At 62.6% G+C, this 18019-nt stretch carries 13 protein-coding genes; 11 read left to right on the top strand and 2 right to left on the bottom strand.

Annotated elements, in window-relative coordinates; all coding sequences use genetic code 11:
• Positions 1 to 214 precede the first annotated feature (214 nt).
• From ligA to ACO59D_RS08180, 6 genes are all read left to right on the top strand, one after another.
• Positions 215 to 2425, top strand: a complete 2211-nt coding sequence (gene ligA / locus ACO59D_RS08205; RefSeq protein ID WP_485126566.1) for an NAD-dependent DNA ligase LigA — start codon at positions 215 to 217, stop codon at positions 2423 to 2425.
• 176 nt (positions 2426 to 2601) lie between these two features.
• The gene (locus tag ACO59D_RS08200; RefSeq protein WP_485126565.1) at positions 2602 to 3432 is read left to right on the top strand and encodes a VTC domain-containing protein; all 831 of its coding nucleotides are present in this window, start codon (positions 2602 to 2604) and stop codon (positions 3430 to 3432) included.
• Between the two features lie 35 nt (positions 3433 to 3467).
• Positions 3468 to 4163: a DUF4956 domain-containing protein gene (locus ACO59D_RS08195; protein ID WP_130810498.1), complete on the top strand. Its 696-nt coding sequence runs from the start codon at positions 3468 to 3470 to the stop codon at positions 4161 to 4163.
• Complete coding sequence (locus ACO59D_RS08190) at positions 4153 to 5901, top strand: carbohydrate-binding domain-containing protein (RefSeq protein ID WP_485126564.1); 1749 nt, start codon at positions 4153 to 4155, stop codon at positions 5899 to 5901. Before ACO59D_RS08195 ends, ACO59D_RS08190 begins: the two co-directional genes overlap by 11 nt.
• Before the next feature lie 92 nt (positions 5902 to 5993).
• Complete coding sequence (locus ACO59D_RS08185) at positions 5994 to 6665, top strand: response regulator transcription factor (RefSeq protein ID WP_485126563.1); 672 nt, start codon at positions 5994 to 5996, stop codon at positions 6663 to 6665.
• Between the two features lie 7 nt (positions 6666 to 6672).
• Positions 6673 to 7725 carry a sensor histidine kinase gene (locus tag ACO59D_RS08180; protein WP_485126562.1) on the top strand — a complete coding sequence of 351 codons (1053 nt, stop codon included), beginning with the start codon at positions 6673 to 6675 and terminating at the stop codon, positions 7723 to 7725.
• A gap of 19 nt (positions 7726 to 7744) precedes the next feature.
• Here the strand turns inward: ACO59D_RS08180 and ACO59D_RS08175 are convergent, their stop codons facing one another.
• On the bottom strand, positions 7745 to 8761 hold the full coding sequence (locus ACO59D_RS08175) for a hypothetical protein (RefSeq protein WP_485126561.1): 1017 nt from the start codon (positions 8759 to 8761) through the stop codon (positions 7745 to 7747).
• A gap of 416 nt (positions 8762 to 9177) precedes the next feature.
• Here ACO59D_RS08175 and ACO59D_RS08170 point away from each other — a divergent pair, with 416 nt between their 5' ends.
• The 5 genes from ACO59D_RS08170 to ACO59D_RS08150 all read left to right on the top strand — a co-directional run bounded on the left by ACO59D_RS08170 (position 9178) and on the right by ACO59D_RS08150 (position 16286).
• Complete coding sequence (locus ACO59D_RS08170) at positions 9178 to 10002, top strand: ABC transporter ATP-binding protein (protein ID WP_485126560.1); 825 nt, start codon at positions 9178 to 9180, stop codon at positions 10000 to 10002.
• Positions 9992 to 12121 carry an FtsX-like permease family protein gene (locus ACO59D_RS08165; RefSeq protein ID WP_485126559.1) on the top strand — a complete coding sequence of 710 codons (2130 nt, stop codon included), beginning with the start codon at positions 9992 to 9994 and terminating at the stop codon, positions 12119 to 12121. Before ACO59D_RS08170 ends, ACO59D_RS08165 begins: the two co-directional genes overlap by 11 nt.
• 737 nt (positions 12122 to 12858) lie before the next feature.
• Positions 12859 to 13911, top strand: a complete 1053-nt coding sequence (locus ACO59D_RS08160; protein ID WP_485126558.1) for a nucleoid-associated protein — start codon at positions 12859 to 12861, stop codon at positions 13909 to 13911.
• 151 nt (positions 13912 to 14062) lie between these two features.
• Positions 14063 to 15319 (top strand): coiled-coil domain-containing protein, encoded by a 1257-nt coding sequence (locus ACO59D_RS08155; RefSeq protein WP_485126557.1) that lies wholly within the window; start codon positions 14063 to 14065, stop codon positions 15317 to 15319.
• A 19-nt stretch (positions 15320 to 15338) separates the two neighbouring features.
• On the top strand, positions 15339 to 16286 hold the full coding sequence (locus ACO59D_RS08150) for a hypothetical protein (protein WP_485126556.1): 948 nt from the start codon (positions 15339 to 15341) through the stop codon (positions 16284 to 16286).
• 29 nt (positions 16287 to 16315) lie between these two features.
• Here the strand turns inward: ACO59D_RS08150 and ACO59D_RS08145 are convergent, their stop codons facing one another.
• Positions 16316 to 17761 (bottom strand): Sapep family Mn(2+)-dependent dipeptidase, encoded by a 1446-nt coding sequence (locus tag ACO59D_RS08145; RefSeq protein WP_485126555.1) that lies wholly within the window; start codon positions 17759 to 17761, stop codon positions 16316 to 16318.
• Positions 17762 to 18019 lie beyond the last annotated feature (258 nt).

Raw genomic sequence — 18019 nt, 5'->3', positions numbered from 1 at the left:
CCGAATCTGTACCGACCTGCGCGGGATACACATTCGGGTCCGAATGTGTATCGGCCACGGGACTCATGTCGCCCTCGGTGGCCGCTCTCGCCTAGCCAGGTGCGATTCGAACGTTCTGCAAGCCCAGGCGACGTCCCAAAAGCCGTGGCCCCAAATTCCGTCTCGCGTTTGCGCTACCCTTTCGTAGTGGCTTCCGAGTACGAGAGGGGAAAGCATGGCTGAGAAGACCAGCGAGAACGACGTGGACGTGCCGAGAGCGCAAGGGTCGCCCTTCGGCGATGTCGATGCTGATGTCAGCGCAAGCGCTCCGACTCCCGCGCGCACGCCGCGCGCCCGCGCGGCCGAGCTCAATCGCATCCTCAGCCACGCCGCCTACGCCTACTACGCGCTTGACGCGCCGGAGATGACAGACGCCCAGTTCGACCGCCACCTCCAGGAGCTGCTCGCCCTCGAGAGGGCCCACCCCGAGCTGGTCACGCCCGACTCTTACACCCAGCGCGTGGGTGGCTATGTCTCGGAGCAGTTCGAGCCCGTGCGCCACGCCAGCCGCATGTACTCCATCGACGATGCCATGAACCTGGACGAGCTGGACGAGTGGCTCGCCCGTACCGACGAGGCGCTGGGATCCACGCCCGAGAACCCCGTCGCCTACACCTGCGAGCTCAAGATTGACGGCCTGGGCGTGGCACTCACCTATACGGACGCCCAGCTTGTGCGCGCGGCAACCCGCGGTGACGGCACCGTGGGCGAGAATGTCACGGCAAACGTCCTCACCGTCCACGACGTGCCCCGTGCCCTTGCGTCCGAGGGCCTCTCTCGCGTGGCAGGCGCCGGCCTCGGGCGCTCGATCGAGGTCCGTGGCGAGGTCTACATGCCCAAGCGCTCGTTCGCCCGTCTCAACGAGGCTGCCGACGCTGCTGGCCGTGAGCCCTTTGCCAACCCGAGGAACGCCGCCGCCGGCAGCCTTCGCCAGAAAGACCCCAAGATCACGGCCCACCGCGACCTCGAAACCTTCATCTACGCCGTGGCAGACGAGTCGCCCCTCTCGGTGACAAGCCAATGGGAGTTCCTGCATTGGCTCTCTAGCTGTGGCTTCCATGTGAACCCCAACGCGCGCCGCTGCACCTGCGCGGCCGAGGTGCACGACTTCTGCGCCACGGCGCTGGCGCACCGGGAGGACCTCGACTACGACATTGACGGCGTCGTGGTGAAGGTTGACTCTTTCGCGAGTCAGGCGGCGCTGGGCTTTACCGCCCGCGCGCCGCGCTGGTCCATCGCGTTCAAGTTCCCGCCGGAGGAAAGGCGCACGGTGCTGCGTGACATCCGCATCCAGGTGGGGCGCACCGGCGTGCTCACGCCCGTTGCCGAGTTTGACCCCGTGAGCGTGGCCGGCTCCACCATCGCGCGTGCCACGCTCCACAACATCGACGAGATCCGCCGCAAGAACGTGCGTGTGGGAGACACGATTGTGGTGCACAAGGCTGGTGACGTGATTCCCGAGGTCGTGGGGCCCGTGCTCGAGCTTCGCCCCGCAGGCTCCCAGGAGTTCCAGATGCCCACGCACTGCCCCAGCTGCGGGAGCCCCGTGGTGCGCGAGGAGGGCGAGGTGGCGTATCGCTGCGTCTCCATCGACTGCCCGGCCCAGGCCGTCGAGCGCCTCATCCACTGGGGCAGCCGCAACGCCATGGACATCGATGGCCTGGGAGACGAGCTGGTAGGGCGCCTTGTGGAGCAGGGCACACTCACCGATGTCGCAGACTACTACGACAAGCTCACCGTTGACGCGCTGGCGGCAACCCCCACCGGCCGCGCCTATGAGACGAGCAACAAGGACCACACGGAGGGCGAGGACATTCTTGTCGGCCGCACCATCGCCGAGAAGGTCATGGCACAGGTGGACGAGTCTCGCTCTCGCGGCCTTGCGCGCGTCCTCTTTGGTCTGGGCATCCGCCACGTGGGCGCAAACGTCGCCGGGCTTCTCGCGCGTCACTTTGGCTCGCTCCAGGCGCTCATGGCGGCGGGCGAGGGCGAGATTGCGGCTATCGACGGCATCGGCCCAAAGATCGCAGCCTCCGTGCGCGAGTTCTTCTCGGTGTCGGAAAACTCCGCTGTGCTCGAGCGCCTGCGAGAGGCGGGGGTGGTCCTGGAAGAGCGGGTCACGGCACCCGAGCGCCCGCAGACGCTTGCGGGTCTTACCTTCGTGCTCACGGGGACGCTTGAGAACTACACCCGCGACGAAGCGGGAGCCCAGCTCAAGGCCATGGGCGCCAAGGTGTCGGGCTCGGTCTCCAAGCGCACGAGTTTCGTTGTGGCGGGCGCCTCCGCCGGCTCGAAGCTCACAAAGGCCCAGTCACTCGGCGTGCCGGTGCTTGACGAGGCGGCGCTTGCGCACGTCCTCACGACTGGCGAGGCGCCACAGGCGTAGCGCGTCGGCCTTTGCGTCACCGGCGCCGGCCCACGTCCCTTTCAGCAAACCAACAACGTTGTCGGACCCTCGTGCCATTGCGGCGCGGGGGTCCGCTGCTCAAGCTCGCTTTAAGTCCCACCTCGTAGATTGTTGCTATGCAATCGAAGCGCAAGGCGGGATGCGGGAGGTGGCGCATGATCACATCGCAGGTAGCACTGCCGTCTCCTGGTCAGGCTTCGGTGCACGTCCAGATGGTCTTCAAGCGCACGGAGGCCAAGTACCTTCTCACCGATGCGCAGCGCTTCCGCCTGGAGCGCCTCATATCCGCGCACGTTGCGCCCGACGAGTTCGGCCCCTCTACGGTGCGCAACCTCTACCTGGACACACCCACGCTCCTTCTCGCCCGCCGCTCCCTGGGGCATCCGCTCTACAAGGAGAAGGTTCGCGTGCGCAGCTACCGTGCGGCAGGGGAGCATGACAAGGTCTTTCTCGAGCTCAAGAAGAAGTGCGACGGCGTCGTGTACAAGCGTCGCTGCACCATGGAGCTTGACGACGCCCTTGGCCTGTGCCAATGCCTTCGCGAGCCACGGACGCAGGTGGAGCTTGAGCTTGCCGTAACCGCTGCGCGCGAGGGCGGCCTTCTCCCCGTGGCCTACGTCGCCTACGACAGGGAGGCGTTTTTCTCCACGGAGGACCGCGATCTTAGGCTCACGTTTGACAGGCGCGTGCATGCCCGTTGGAGCTCGCTTTCGCTCACCGAAGATGTGGGCGAGCCGGTGCTTTCGCAGGGCCTCAACATCCTCGAGGTCAAGACGAGCAAGGCCATGCCCCTGTGGTTTGTGGCGTTTCTCTCGGAGGAGAGGCTGAGAAAGGCCACCTTCTCGAAGTACGGAACCGCATATCGCCTGCGCTATCCCAAGGGGTATCGTCCCCAGCTGGCACCCGCTCCCGTAATGGTGCCGGGAGGCGTCTCACTGCCGGCCACCAATCCAGTGGGGGCCATCGCCAGGGCCTGGCACGCCTAGGCGGGCATCCCATCCAACGCAAAAGGAGGTCTCGCATGCTTGACTCCCTGTTTTCAACTTCCACGGCGACCGCGTCGACGGCCACGAGCGTCGAGTTGCTGCCGCTTCTCGTCTGCACGCTGTGCGCGCTTGTCCTGGGTGCCGTGCTTGCCGCCGTGTACTCGTACCGGCAGCGGCACACGCGCTCGTTCACCATTGCGCTTGTCGTGATTCCTGCCATCGTGTGCGTGGTGATTGCCATGGTGAACGGCAACCTTGGCGCAGGCGTGGCCGTCGCGGGCGCCTTTAGCCTCGTGCGCTTTAGGAGCGCACCCGGCTCTGGCCGCGACATCGCCTACGTGTTTCTCGCCATGGCGGTGGGCCTTGTGGCCGGCATGGGCTACCTTGCCGCCGCAGCGATGGTGACTGTGGTGATTGGTGGGGCCTGCCTTGCGCTGCAGCAGTTCACGGGTCGGTCGCGCACGCACGCGCGCGACCTCAGCCTGCGCATTACCGTCCCGGAGGACCTTGACTACAGCGGCGCCTTCGACGACGTGCTTGCGCGCTACACCACCTACCACGAGCTGGCTTCCGTCAGGACCTGCAACATGGGAAGCCTCTTTAGGCTCACCTACGACGTTGGTATGGAGGCGGGAACGAGCGAGAAGGCCATGATCGACGAGCTGAGGGCTCGCAACGGCAACCTGGAAGTGTCCCTCTCTCATCAGGAGGTGAGCGGCTATGGGCTCTAGGAACATGCACACCGGATTTGGCATCCTTCGCACCTGTGTGGCTGCAGGCCTTGCCCTTGCCCTGACCGCGGCCCCGCTTGTGGGGTGCGCGTCAGCGTCATCGGGGTCCGGCACGTCTGCGGCCAGCGCGGTGTTAACGGACGAGACGGCGGCTACCACTACGGCTGCGACCACGTCCGGCAATGCCGTCACACTGCTCGACACGACGGACGTCTACTCGGACCGCGACCAAAGCGGTGACTACGATGCCTCCAATGCAACCGCTATCACGCTCGCGGACGGTGGTACCACGGTTACGGGCTCGGGCGTTACGGTTGACGGCTCGACCGTCACAATCACCCAGGCAGGGACCTATGTCGTCTCGGGTACGCTTTCTGACGGGCAGATCGTGGTTGACGCTGCCGATGATGCCAAAGTGCAGATAGTCCTTTCCGGCACGAGCGTGACCTCCGCGGATGCCGCCGCCATCTACGTTAAGGCTGCCGACAAGGTCTTCCTCACGTTGGCCGAGGGTACCACAAACGCGCTTGCCACCACGGGCTCGTTTGCGGACGCCGGGGATGGCAACAACGTGGACGGCGCGGTCTTCTCGAAGGCTGACCTCACGGTGAACGGCTCGGGGTCCCTCTCGGTCTCAAGCGCGCAGGGGCATGGCATCGTGTGCAAGGACGATCTCGTGATCTATGGCGGGACGGTTGACGTCACGGCTGCCGGCCACGCCATGCAGGGCAAGGACTCCGTAGCCATTGGGGCGGGAACGCTCAAGCTCACGGCGGGCACCGACGCGATCCACTGCGCCAACGACGAGGACGCCGAGAAGGGCTGGGTCTACGTCTCTGGCGGCACCATCACGGCCACGGCCACATCCGACGGCATTGACGCCGGACTCTTCCTCGAGGTGGACGGCGGCTCCATTGACGTTGCCGCTGCAGATGACGGATTGCACGCCGAGTACGGGCTGGTCATAAACGGTGGCACCATCACGGTGAGCCAAAGCTCCGAGGCGCTCGAGGGCTCCTACGTCGCCATCACGGGCGGCGTCATCGATGCCACCGCAACGGATGACGGCATCAACGCGGCGGGGGACCCCACGGAGACGTCTGCGGCCGATGGTGGCGCGGTGGGCGGGGGCATGGGCGGCATGGATGAGAATGACTCCACCGCCTATGTGACCATCTCAGGTGGCACCGTGCGCGTCGATGCCTCGGGTGATGGCATCGACTCCAACGGCAACCTTACGATCTCTGGCGGCGAGACCTACGTGAGCGGACCCACGAACGACGGCAACGGTGCGCTTGACTATGCAGGCAGCGGTACGGTGACGGGCGGCACAATCATCGCGACGGGCTCGACCGGGATGGTCCAAACGCTTGCGGCATCAGGCAGCCAGGGCGTCATGCTCGTCTCGGCGTCCGGAAGCGCCGGCGACTCGATCGAGGTGCTTGACTCTGCGGGTAACGTGCTTTGCTCCACAACCGCGACAAAGCAGTTTGCTTGCGTGGTCGTGAGCTGCGCGGGGCTTGAGTCCAACGGGGCCTACACGCTGCGCGTGGGGTCCTCCGAGACGAGTGTCACCTTGAGCGACGGTTCGTACTCGGACGTCTCGGGTGGCTTTGGCGCAGACGGTGGCATGGGTATGGGTGGGCCCGGCTCGGGTGGTCAGGTGCCGAGCGACACGCAGGCCCCAGGCGGTTCTGGTGGGCAGTCCCAGGCCCCCTCGTCTGCCGCCCAAGGCTAGGTGGCTGCTTCTCGGTGCGTCTTCGTGCTACCCTCATTTCAACGGTTCGACGCGGTCTGAGAGTGGCCGCGCCGCGTCATATGGGGGTGGGTATGCAGCGCCTTGTGGTTGTCGAGGACGACCTGGATATCAAAAACGAGCTTCTCGTACTCCTGCGCCGCAACGGCTACGACGCTCGGGCCATCGAGGGCTTCTCGGACGTGGTGGGGCAGATCCTCAATGCCTCACCAGACCTTGTGGTCCTTGACCTTAATCTCCCCGGCATCGACGGACAGTACGTGTGCCGCGAGCTTAGGCGCAAGAGCAGCGTCCCCATTGTGGTGGTAACCAGTCGCGACAACGAAATGGACGAGCTCGTCTCGCTCTCTGCCGGCGCCGATGACTTTGTTCCCAAGCCCTACAACGGCCAAGTCCTCCTCGCCCACATAGCCTCTGTGCTCAAGCGCAGCTCTGCTACAACGCTTGAGTCCTCCCTTGTCACCCACAGAGGGGTCACGCTCGACACGGCGCGCTGCGGGGTGTCGCATGACGGTCGCACTGCCGAGCTTACGAAAAACGAGTTGCGCATCCTTTCGCTTCTTATGAGAAATGCTGGCTCGGTGGTGTCACGGCAGCGCATCCAGGAGGAGCTTTGGCAGTCCGACGAGTTCGTGGATGACAACACGCTGACGGTCAACGTGAGCCACCTGAGGCAGACGCTGGCGGGCATTGGCGTCACGGGTTTCATTGCCACAAAGCGTGGCATGGGCTACATCATCGAGTAGACCTGCCATGAGATTCGGGTCGTATCTCAAGGACCATGCGGCGGCGATTACCCTTCGCTGCGCAGCCGTCATGCTTGGGGCATTTATGCTGGTAGGGTATGGAACAGATGCCGGAGCGGCGTGCTTCTCGGCGGCTCTCGTCCTTGTCGCCTGCCTGGCTGCAGACGTTCTTGACTACAGGCGCCGCATTGGCTTCTTGCGTGAGGTGTCGCGCAGCGCGGACGGCCTTGACAGGCCCTACCTCACGCCCGAGCTGCTTGAGCGGCCGGACTTCCTTGAGGGGCGCGTGCTGTACGACGTCCTCGGGCGGGAGTCGAAGGCGATGGCAGACGAGGTGGCGGACCTCCGGACGGCTTCGCGGGAGTATCGCGAGTACATCGAGACCTGGGTGCATGAGGTGAAGACCCCCATTGCGGCGGCGCACCTCGTGGCGCAAAACCACCCCAGCCCCAATGTCGATGCCATGGATGCGCAGGTGGCGCGCATAGAGGGATACGTTGAGCAGGCCCTTTACTACGCGCGTGGAAGCTCGCTTGACCGTGACTTCTCCATTCGCGAGGTCGTGCTTGGAGACGTTGTGCGCGATGCGCTGCGTAGGAATGCCCGCGCCCTGATCGACGCGCGCGTTACGCCCGGACTAGGGGAGGGCCTCGACGCCACGGTTCGCGCCGACCCAAAGTGGCTGTCGTTTATCGTGGGGCAGCTCTTGGTGAACGCGGCCAAGTATCGCCGGCCCGAAGACGCGGCGGCTGCTGGTCACGTGCGCATCTCCGCGCTGCGACGCAGCCGCGGTATGGATGCGTACGAAACTGTGCTCACGATTGCGGACGATGGCATTGGCATTCCGGAGTCGGATGTGTCGCGCGTCTTTGACAAAGGATTTACCGGGGAGAACGGGCGGCGGTTTGCCAAGTCGACAGGCATGGGCCTCTATCTGTGCCGGGCGCTTTGCCAGAAGATGGGGCTGGGGATATCCCTTGAGTCCCGGGCGATAGGCTCGAACACCGGAACAGAGGTACGCCTTGCCTTCCCTGAGGCAACGACGCAGCGACCAGAATAGCGGTTGCTTGCGCTGCCGGCTATCCGTGCAGTAGCATCTCTAACAGACTGCGGCGGCCCTCTGCAAGCTCTGGTGTGTCAAGCCTCTTGAGGTGCTGACGCATTGTCCTTCCCTTGTGGCCAACAAGATGTTCCCCAATCTTCAAGCGAAGCCTCTCGGCCTCGGCAAAGTCTGTCAGGTCATTGGGGTGGACGGGAATGACCTTGTATCCCAAGGCCTCTATGTCGCTCTTCCTGATTTCGTCTTTGCGTCGTTCGGCCAGCGTGTCGTGACGCTCTCGGCTGTCGTACTCGACGTCCAGCAGAAACTCAGCCCATGCGATGTCTGGCATATAGCTATCCCCATGGGTGAGGTGTCGCTTGTCGGCTGGTACGACCAGCGTTGGGTTGAGAGTAGGCCGCGGATACCCCCACCCGCCATAGCGTTGGGGAAGGATGATGACTGCTGCGAGGATGGACTCCATCGGCGAGAAGGAGTTTCCCAATGCCCAGCGAAGTGTGTCGCGCGCTGGTCGTATACCCCGCATGCCGCCGGCTCGCCGAAGGAAGGCGTGTAGTCTTCGCGCGGTGGTGAGAGGCTCCAGGAAATACGCACACCCCGAGCCTCTTTCGCCTGGTATCTTCCGGGCATAGGTGCCAAGCAGCTCATCGCAGAGCATGAGCCGTGATGGCAAATCTGGGATTTGGCGGCATTTCCACACAAAATAGCACTCGGGTGAAAGCGTGAAGATGTTATCCCTTAGTCGGACCAGGCTACCCATCGGCAGTTGCTGTGGGAGGAGGTAGGTCTTGGTTGCGCCACTGTTATTTCGATCGCTCGGTGAACTCACGAACAGCTCGACAGGCTCATTCTCTGCGGGATCCAACAGCCATCGCAGATTAATAAGGCTTGTTTTGTCGAACTCCTCGCGGGTGTTGACGCATGAGTTCGGGGGAAGAGTAGTTATCCGGCAGCGTTCGTAGAGCAAATCCCCCGTATGCATGGCAGATATTGCTCGATCGAGAGTAGCCCCGGCGACAATCAACCTCTTTTGCATGGCTTCCTCCCATCACGATGTACTCCGTGAAGCTGAGATTGGCGAAACTACACGCAAAATTGAGGATATGAAGGTTATTTAATTGTCCTGGGAATACTTCCGGCAAGCGATAGGTTTCCATCGGCAAGTGGATAATTATGTTATCCCATTTGAGTGTTGAATGGATGCATTGCGGAGATGCCTGGGTCTCTTCCCACTTATCGCTCAAGTACACCGGAGGTCTTCAAAACCTCAATTCTGTGTGTAGTTTGGCGATTTCTTGTTACGCGTAGTTACGTTACGCCCTGCGCCAGGGCCTCGCGGCAATCACCGACGCCGTTTCCTTACGAAAACACAAGGTATGATGCAGCTCAATCGATGGCAGTCGCCTGCGCGCTCGCCGAGTATGGTCATGTCAACGAGCGAAAGGAACGTATATGGCTTCATTCACCGTCCCGGCCATCGATGGCATGTCAGACGCAGCGCCATCAGCCTCACCACCAGCCATCCTTACCTGTCAAAACGTCGAAAAGTACTACGGTACCAGGGAAAACATCACAAAGGCCCTCGACGGGGTCTCACTCGAGGTGCACGCAGGCGAGTACGTGGGCATCATGGGAGCATCCGGATCCGGTAAGACGACGCTGCTCAACTGCATCTCGACCATAGACCGACCGACGGCTGGCCACATCCTCATCGAAGGCCAGGACATCACGAAACTCAAGCAGAGCCAGCTCGCGCGATTCCGCCGCGAGCGCCTGGGCTTCGTTTTCCAGGACTCCAACCTCCTGGACACGCTGACGGCTCGCGAGAACATCGCGCTCGCCCTCACGATCAATCGCATCGAGCCGTCCCAGATTGAGGGCCGCGTGGACGAGGTGGCAGCGCGCCTGGGCATCACGGACGTCCTCGCAAAGTATCCCTACGAGATGTCCGGCGGACAGCGCCAACGCGTAGCCGCAGCCCGAGCCATCGTCACACGGCCCTCGCTGGTTCTCGCCGACGAGCCCACTGGTGCGATCGACTCAAAGAACTCCAGAAACCTCCTGGAGAGCTTCGAGCAGATGAACGCTTCGGGCGCGACCATCGTGATGGTAACCCACGACTCCTTTGCCGCAAGCTATGCCAAACGCATCCTCTTCATCAAGGACGGTCGCGTGTTCAACGAGGTCGTCCGCGGAGCCAAGACGAGAAAGCACTTCTTCGACCAAATCATCGACGTGGTGTCGTTCCTGGGCGGGGAGGCCGCCGATGCTCGCTAAAATCGCCTTCGGCAACGTCCGCAGGTCACTGCGCGACTTCTCTGTCTACTTCTTGAGCCTCGTCTTTGGCATCTGTGTCTTCTATGCGTTCAACTCCATCACGCAGCAATCTGCCGTGCTCGACTTAAACGAGGACTCTCGCCAGGTAATCGCCATGCTTTCGCGGCTCATCGGCGGTGTGTCCGTCTTTGTCGCCGTTGTTCTGGGGCTGCTCGTCGTCTACGCGAACCAGTTCCTCATCCGACGTCGCAAGCGTGAGTTTGGCATCTATCTCACCTTGGGCATGAGTCGTGGCCAGGTGTCGCTCATCGTGATGCTTGAGGCGCTCATTGTTGGCGTAGGGGCGCTTGCCGTAGGGCTTCTTGCGGGAATTCTTCTCTCGCAGATTATGCTTGTGGTGACCGCGCACGTCTTTGCTGTGACCATCTCGGGCTTTTCTCTCGTGTTCTCGCCCACAGCAGCCCTTGCCACGCTTGGCTGCTTTCTGCTCATGTTTGCCGTTACGCTCCTGTTCAACGTGCGTGCCGTCTCCTGCTTCGGGCTCATCGACCTCATCAACGCCGACAAGGTGAGCGAGAAGGCAAGGATTCGCAGCCTGCCGGTCTGTGTCGTGCTGTTTGTGGTATCGCTGGCGCTCATCGGTGTCGCGTACCACGAACTCATCCAGAACGGCATGCTCTACATCGACAGCCAGTTCAGACTTGCCACCCTCCTCGTGAGCGTGGGCACGCTGCTGTTCTTCTTCTCGCTCTCGGGGTTTCTCCTGCGTGCGGTGCAGTCGAACAAGAGGCTCTACCTGCGTGGCCTCAACATGTTCTCGCTACGCCAGCTCAACAGCCGAATCAACAGCGCGTGGCTCTCCATCTCGATCGTGTGCGCGGCTCTGTTCCTGGCAATAACATCTACCTGCGGCGGGTTTGCCATCGCAGACTCGATGAACCAGAGCATTGAGGAGAGAACTCCGTTCGACGCCTCCTTTACGTCCTACACGGCCATGTCTGCGGCGTCACCCGAGACGGACGAGAACGGCGTTGCTCTCGACCAAACGCTTCCGGATAATGTGGCGGCAATGGATGCTGTCGGTGGTGACATGGTTGCGTCCATCCGTGCTGCAGCACCAAGCTGGGACGAGTACGTCGAGCAGAGCTGCCAGATTGACCGTTATTCTGCCGACGGCCTCACGGGAAGCGCCCTCTTGGAAGGTCTGGACGTGAAGATCCCCAAGCAGTTCCAGCAGTCAGGGGATGCCTCACTCGGAATCATGGGCATCTCGCAGCTCAACGCTGCCCTTCGCATGCAAGGCAAGGCGGAGCTCTCTCTCGCCGATGGTCGGGCGATGCTTGTCACGACCAGCCACTCTTACCTCGACTTCTGGTGCGAGGTCGCCTCGAAGCGCGGGTCAATCACCATTGCTGGCGAGGAGCTCTCGCTTGTCTCGGCAGACGATGTCGCCCTCTTTGCGGATACCGATGGAGGCTCCTGGTGCTCCATCGTCGTTCCCGACTCATTCCTCGCGACCCATGGAGACCAGCTTTCACGCAGCTATTCCGTCCTCGACGTGACGTATCGCCCGGGCATCTCCGAGCAGGACTTCCTCGATGCGCTTGAGGTGGCGTTCCCGACCGAGGGCTCGCTCTCCGATGCCTATGCGCCAACGCTCAGCACCTGGCCGTACTTCAACTACACCACAGCGACAAAGATTCGCACTGCGTCCGTTGGCATTTCGGCCACGATTGCCTACGTAGCCATCTACATTGGCTTTGTGCTTCTCGTCTCCTGCGCTTCGATCCTTGCCATTCAGCAGCTCTCCGCGGCAGCGGATAACGTCACGCGCTATAGAATCCTTCGCGAGCTTGGCGCCGAGCGATTAATGATCGACCGCGCCCTGCTCTTCCAGGTTGCCGTGTACTTTGTCTTTCCGCTGGCGCTTGCCCTTGCGCACTCCTTCGTTGCCCTTGGGGTCATCAAGAACGTTGTGGAGACGCTGGGCATGGCCAACTTCATGCGGCCGACGCTCGTCACGGGTGCGATAGTGCTGGCGCTCTATGGCGGCTACTTCTGGGTGACCTACGAGACCTCAAGAGGAATTGTGGAGCGCTCGGGCGCGAGACGGGAGTAGGCGCGCAAAGGGATGGAATCGGACCAGGAATTGCACCAGCTATCCATTATTCCACTCTTCGCGAAGCAGCGCGCGTGGCGTTCCGTCACGGAGCCAATGGCACCGTTTGCGGTATGGCCGAGGAATCACATAATATGGCCCCAGCGGTTTGGTTATAAAGACAATAACTAAAGGTTGTCGCCCAGCAAGGACGGCCGATCAAGGAGGTGCATTCCGATGGGCACAGAAGAGATAGCATCCAGGCGCCTGCTTCGGAATGCGTGAAATCACCCCCGAGGCGGTAGCAGGTCCTTCGCAACGTTAAAGTCGACATGGTGGCACCGCGGATACGCCGAACGAGACGGCGACGTGATTCCCAGAAGGAGCAGGCGCGTTTTTCCCCGGTCGGCGAAGAGCCGACAACTCCAGATGGGTTCCTACTACGCGAGAGGAACAAAGATTGGGCTCGCACCAGTCGAGCCGTTGTGAGATAGCACGTGCCTACAACATACGTCGCATCCCACAGGGGAGCGACCTCCCTAAGGGGGAGAGTCCAAAGTTCTAGAGATTGGGGCGGGCGCCCGGCCGGGCGCCCGCCCCTTGCCATGCCGGGGTCATGGGTGGCTTGCCTGGCAGGGAGGTGCAGCAGAAGGATGCACAGAAAGCCTCGAGGCTAGAGGCCTCGTCTGCGGGGCCTGCGCTAGACTTGGGTGCTTGAGCCGGCGCCCGCCGGCAGACCCACGGGAGGGATGAGGCCCATGCTCAGAATCGGCCATGCCATACTGCACGTCTTTGACTTCGAGAGCGGCAGCACGTTCTTCTCGCAAAGCGAGCTTGACCTTGACAACCGCCAGACCCGCTCCTACGTGACGCGAAGGCTGCGCCGCATATGCTCAAGCGCCGAGAGCAAGCACGGGACGTTTGCCCCCGAGAGCAACTTTGCCTCGGGGCTCAAGGAGTACTTTGCTGGACGGGTGTCGTTTGCGGACTTCTCCGTCCAGATTGCCCAGTGGTTCTGGGAGGAGCTGCGACGTGCCGAGGACCTCGAGCAGTGCGACCTTCTCGTTGCGGATTTTACGGACACGGGCGATATGAGAGCCTCGGCCAATGCGGACGAGGACGCCGTTGCCGATGCCTACGAGTCCGAGGGGACGCACCTATTTGCTATGGTGCTTTTGCCCAGAAAGCAGGCGTTCATCCACGAGGTGGACGAGAATGGCAACGAGATTGCCCGGCAGGACGCCACGCTTCCCAACCCTACGCAGAAGGTCGACACGTATGTGCTGATCAACGCCGAGACCTTGGACATCGACTTCCACGACAAGGAGCGAAGCGTTGCCGGGGAGCCGCGCCAGATCATCCCGGAGCTCTTTTTGCAGTGCACTCAGGAGGCCTCGAGTCACGAGGTTATCGACGAGGTCACGAGCATCGTGGGGGACCTCTCCGAGGAGTACGGCCTTACCGCGGCCGTGGAGGTCTCCCGCGCGAAGGCGGCGCTGGCTCGCCGTGCCGATGCCGACGAGGCCATCCAGCCTGCCGATGTGGGACGCGAGGTCTTTGAGGACAATCCCGAGATGGCGCAGCGCTTCGAGGAGCGCACCCGCGAGCGCGAGCTGCCCGAGGAGGTGCCGGTGCGAAGGGGTGCGGCCAATCGACTCACGCGCACGCACCGCATCCGCACCGATACGGGCGTGGAGATTGCGTTTCCCTCCGAGCTTGCCGAGCGTCCCGGCTACATCGATTTCGCGCATCAAGAGGACGGCAGCATCTCGATTGTGATCAGTAACGTTGCCCGCATCGAGAATCGGTAGAATTGGCGGCTGGCGGTTTCGCGCGCCCCTGGCATTGGCGTCGGCACCGCCGCTGGCCGCTTGGCACCGTGTGTTTTTCGTCCTCTCCGCGGCTAACGGGTAGAATGGCATCCGTGACCTAAACGTATCCCAGTCGTACCCAGGAGGCCTTATGCAGACCAGCGGCACCAGCAGCCGACGCGCCAACGAAGCGCTCGCCCCCGCGCGTACCGTCACGCGCAGGGATGCCTTCAGGCTGCTCATCGGTGCTGGGGCACTTGCTCTTGTAAGCCCTGCCACCGCTTTTGCAACTTCCCAGTCGGACATCGACGCCGCCCAGTCGGACGCTGACGCCGCCCAGTCGCAGCTCGACCAGATCGGTCAGGAAGTCTCGGACCTGTCCTCGCAGCTCTCCGATACTGTTGGCAAGATCGATGACGTTTCCGCGCAGATTGACCAGCTTCAATCCGACATCGAGGCCAAGCAGACCGACATCGACGCAAAGCAGAAGGACATCGACGCCAAGCAGGACGAGATTGAAGGGAAGCAGCAGGTCCTCGGCGACCGCATGGCCGCTGCGTTCAAGTCTGGCAATGCCAACACCATCGATCTGCTTCTCTCCTCGGCGTCCTTCGAGGAGCTTACATCAAACATCTACTATCTTGACAAGGTGTCCGAGCAGGACAACTCCATGATCGAGGAGGTCAAGAGCCTCAGGGCCGATCTCGAGGTCCAGAAGTCGCAGCTTGAGGACGACAAGGCCGCGCTCGAAAGCCAGCAGGCCGACCTTTCCTCCCAGAAGGACCAGCTCAGCCAGCTCAAGAGCGACCAGGAGTCCCAGCTTGCCAACGTCCAGGCCAAGCAGCAAGAGGCCCAGGACCTCGTCGGCCAGCTCAACTCCAACGTGCAGAGCCTTATCGACCAGAGAAACGCCGAGCTTCTCGCCGCCCAAGAGGAGGCTCGTCGCGTGGCGGCCAGCCGAGCCTCAAGTGGCTCTTCCAGCAGCAGCTCTGCGAGCGGCACCGCAAGCGTTCCCTCGGGCTCTTCGGGCTCTCAGGCGGCTGTCATCTCCGCCACCTACAGTACGGGGTCGACCGGTGCGGGCTACTGCGCGGCGTGGGTCTCCAACGTCTTTGCCAATGCGGGCATCGGCTCGTTTGGTGGCAACGCCTGCGACATGTACTGGTCGTATTGCTCCAGCTCAGACAAGTCGTCTATCCAGGCAGGCATGATCATTGCCGTACCCACCGAGCCGTACTCCGCCGCCGCGCGCCTGTACGGTCACATTGGCATCTACGTGGGGAACGGCACCGTCCGGCACTGCCTGAGCGGCGTGATCACAACCCAGAGCCTGGACTCGTGGATCAACCAGTTTGGCGTTACCTCCACCCCCAGGTGGGGCTGGCTGGGCGGCGTCGTTCTTGCATAGCCTGCGCGAGAGGGGCGAGGTGACCTCTGTTCCACAGACGCCCGCTCAGGTGACGCTTGGCGTCATCTCTGCTGTGATGGCTATCTTGGGCGGGATCGTCCTGCTTGCGGGCGGCCTTGTGCTCTTTGCTGCCGCAACCGGGCAGGTGGATGCCTTCGATTCGGGGCTGAGCATTGCGGGCATCACGCTTTCTGGCTGGTCGCCTTTGGGCCTTGCGGTAGTGGTTCTCGGTGCCGGGGTCCTGCTCTGCGTGACGGCGTGGTTGGGGCTTGTTGCATCGCGCAGCTCCGGTAGGGTAGGGCCATATCGGTTCCTCTGCTATCTGGTTGGCCTCGTGCTTCTCGTGGCCATCCTCTGGAGCTGGGGTGCCGGAACCGTGCTCATCTTCAATCCCATCGTGCTCTCGGCGACCATCACCTACGTGGTGGTGTGCTCGTCGCTTGCCGACCGCGTGCAGCGCGAGCACGACGAGGGTGTGAGGGGGGAGTCCTTCCTGCTCGACGGTCACCAGCGGGCACTGCGCCTGCTCTCCGAGGTCCTCATGGTCTCGGCAGCCCTAAATGCAGTGATCACGGTAATCCTGTGGTATGCCATCTCGCAACTTGACCCCTCGCAAACGGTGACGCTTGGCTCGGCATCGCTTATGGCGGGGCAGCTTGCGGGCCGTGCCCTCACAGCAGGTCTTGTCTCCTCGGCAGTCAACCTCATTGTGGGGTCCCTGGGCTTTCGAGGCGCTAACCAACCCGAGAAGATTCGCCCGTTTCTCTGGGTATCCGCCATCTCGCTCGCGTATGCGGCAGTCCAGCTCGTGGGCGCAATCCTCTCGTCAGGCTCTCTGGGCAGCGTCCAGACGAGCTCGATCACCGATGCGCTGCTCTACGGCGCCTGCACGTATCTCAGCGTGAAGACTCGCCGCCAGTCGCGTGGCCACAAGGGCGCGGCAACTGGCGGCGAGATGAGCTGTTAGACAGGCGCGATGCCGGCTGAGGCGGACGGCTACTCCTCGGGCTGGGTGAGCTCCAGCTCCATAAGGCGTGCAATGCTCACGATATAGATCTTGAGCGCGCGCTTGAGGCTCTCCTCAGAGACGCCCTCGTCGGCGCCGTGCTCGATGCCAACCCAGCTCGGCTCCTTTGCATGGGGCTCGTGAGGGCCAAAGGCGCAGGCCCGGCGGAAGTGGCGCGCATAGGTTCCGCCGCCGATGGTAAACGCCTTGCCCTTGCGGCCCGTGTATTCGGAGTACGTCTTGAGCAGCGTGGTGATTTCGGGCGAGATGGGGTCGATGTAGAAGGGCGCAACGTTGCGTCCCTCCTCGAACGTTGCGTTGTAGAGAGCGGCGAAGCGCCTGAGCTCTATCGTGATGCGGCTGCCCGAGGTCGAGGTGGGATAGCGCGAATCGACTGTCTGCACAAAGCGGTCGCCAACCGTGCGGACGGTGCCGCCAACGCACGTGAGCGCGCCGAACTTGTCGTCTGCTGCCGCGATGCCCAGGGACTTGCCGTCGCTGGCGTGGCAGACCTCCTGCTCGAGGTGCAACCAGAGCCTCTCGGCATTGGTGAGGTTCTCTACATGCTTAAGGAGGTAGTCGGCGAGGGCCCCAATTGCGTTCACGGTGCCTTCCGGCATGGACGCATGGCCTCCCTTGCCGTGTGCGGTCACGCATGCGCGGCCCTCGCCTGCGGCCTTGACGTCAATGCCGTCCCGCGATGGCAGCTTGTCCGCGTCTACGCGCACGACGGCCGTTGCCTGCCCGGGGATTGCGTTTGACACGGTGCCACCGTCAAGAGACTCGATGACACCGTCACCTATGGGTTCGGACGTGAACTTGCCGCTGTAGAGCCCCTTCTCCCCGCAGATGAGAGGGAAGTCCGCGTCGGGGGAGAAGCAAAAGGCCGGCTCGGAGCAGCAGGCGAGGTAGTGCCCGACGTCGGCCATGCCGGTCTCCTCGTTGTTGCCAATGATGCAGCGCAGCGTGTAGGGGAGCGGCTTGCCCATGCTCTCGACGCGACGGGCAAAGAAGTGCGCAGCCCAGAGCGAGAGGACCAGAGGCCCCTTGTCATCGAGCACGCCTCGGCCCAGAAGGTAGCCGTCCTTGCGGGTGACATCGAGTGCGGGAACGCTCCAGCCAAGCCCCACGGGTACGATGTCCGAGTGGGCGATGGTGGCCACGTAGGGTGCACCCTCATTGCCGGTCACATCTCCGTAGCCGATGTAGCCGTCGAGGTCTGTCACGGCAAGGTCAAGACGACGGGCGATGCCCTCGGCTGCCATCAGGGCCTCGTTGGCCTTGGGACCGTAGGGCTTGCCGGGCTCGGCTGCCGAGAGGTCCTCGACAGACTCGATCTTCACGAGCGTGCGGATGTCTTCTACGACATCCTCCCACACCTCTTCCACGTATGCGTCGACCTCGGCCGTAAGCTGTCCGTCTGTGGTCTGTGCCATACTTCCTCCCAAAGGGTTGCTCATTCGTGCCCTACCATCTTAGACGGTTGTGTGAGGACAGTGGGTTCACGTGCAATTCGGACTCGCACGCAAGGACGCAAGGCGCTGTCGTGCGGTCGGCTGCGCCCTTCGCGAGGCCTCCATGCCTTCCGGCTACAATGCCACCTCCTGCTATCGACACGTAAGGAGGTCCCGGGCAATGAAGACCAGCTATATGAAGTCAAGACCTAGAGACTGATTTGTTCGACCGACACCGAT

The sequence above is a fragment of the Tractidigestivibacter sp. genome, from assembly GCF_057241865.1.
This window is presented reverse-complemented; position numbering and strand designations above follow the sequence as displayed.

Excerpts from the sequence above, each read along its gene's own strand:
- ACO59D_RS08165 (WP_485126559.1), top strand. The coding sequence starts at position 9,992 with ATGCTCGCTAAAATCGCCTTCGGCAACGTCCGCAGGTCACTGCGCGAC.
- ACO59D_RS08200 (WP_485126565.1), top strand. The coding sequence starts at position 2,602 with ATGATCACATCGCAGGTAGCACTGCCGTCTCCTGGTCAGGCTTCGGTG.
- ACO59D_RS08180 (WP_485126562.1), top strand. The coding sequence starts at position 6,673 with ATGAGATTCGGGTCGTATCTCAAGGACCATGCGGCGGCGATTACCCTT.
- ACO59D_RS08175 (WP_485126561.1), bottom strand. The coding sequence starts at position 8,761 with ATGCAAAAGAGGTTGATTGTCGCCGGGGCTACTCTCGATCGAGCAATA.
- ligA (WP_485126566.1), top strand. The coding sequence starts at position 215 with ATGGCTGAGAAGACCAGCGAGAACGACGTGGACGTGCCGAGAGCGCAA.
- ACO59D_RS08190 (WP_485126564.1), top strand. The coding sequence starts at position 4,153 with ATGGGCTCTAGGAACATGCACACCGGATTTGGCATCCTTCGCACCTGT.
- ACO59D_RS08145 (WP_485126555.1), bottom strand. The coding sequence starts at position 17,761 with ATGGCACAGACCACAGACGGACAGCTTACGGCCGAGGTCGACGCATAC.
- ACO59D_RS08185 (WP_485126563.1), top strand. The coding sequence starts at position 5,994 with ATGCAGCGCCTTGTGGTTGTCGAGGACGACCTGGATATCAAAAACGAG.
- ACO59D_RS08160 (WP_485126558.1), top strand. The coding sequence starts at position 12,859 with ATGCTCAGAATCGGCCATGCCATACTGCACGTCTTTGACTTCGAGAGC.
- ACO59D_RS08195 (WP_130810498.1), top strand. The coding sequence starts at position 3,468 with ATGCTTGACTCCCTGTTTTCAACTTCCACGGCGACCGCGTCGACGGCC.
- ACO59D_RS08155 (WP_485126557.1), top strand. The coding sequence starts at position 14,063 with ATGCAGACCAGCGGCACCAGCAGCCGACGCGCCAACGAAGCGCTCGCC.
- ACO59D_RS08170 (WP_485126560.1), top strand. The coding sequence starts at position 9,178 with ATGGCTTCATTCACCGTCCCGGCCATCGATGGCATGTCAGACGCAGCG.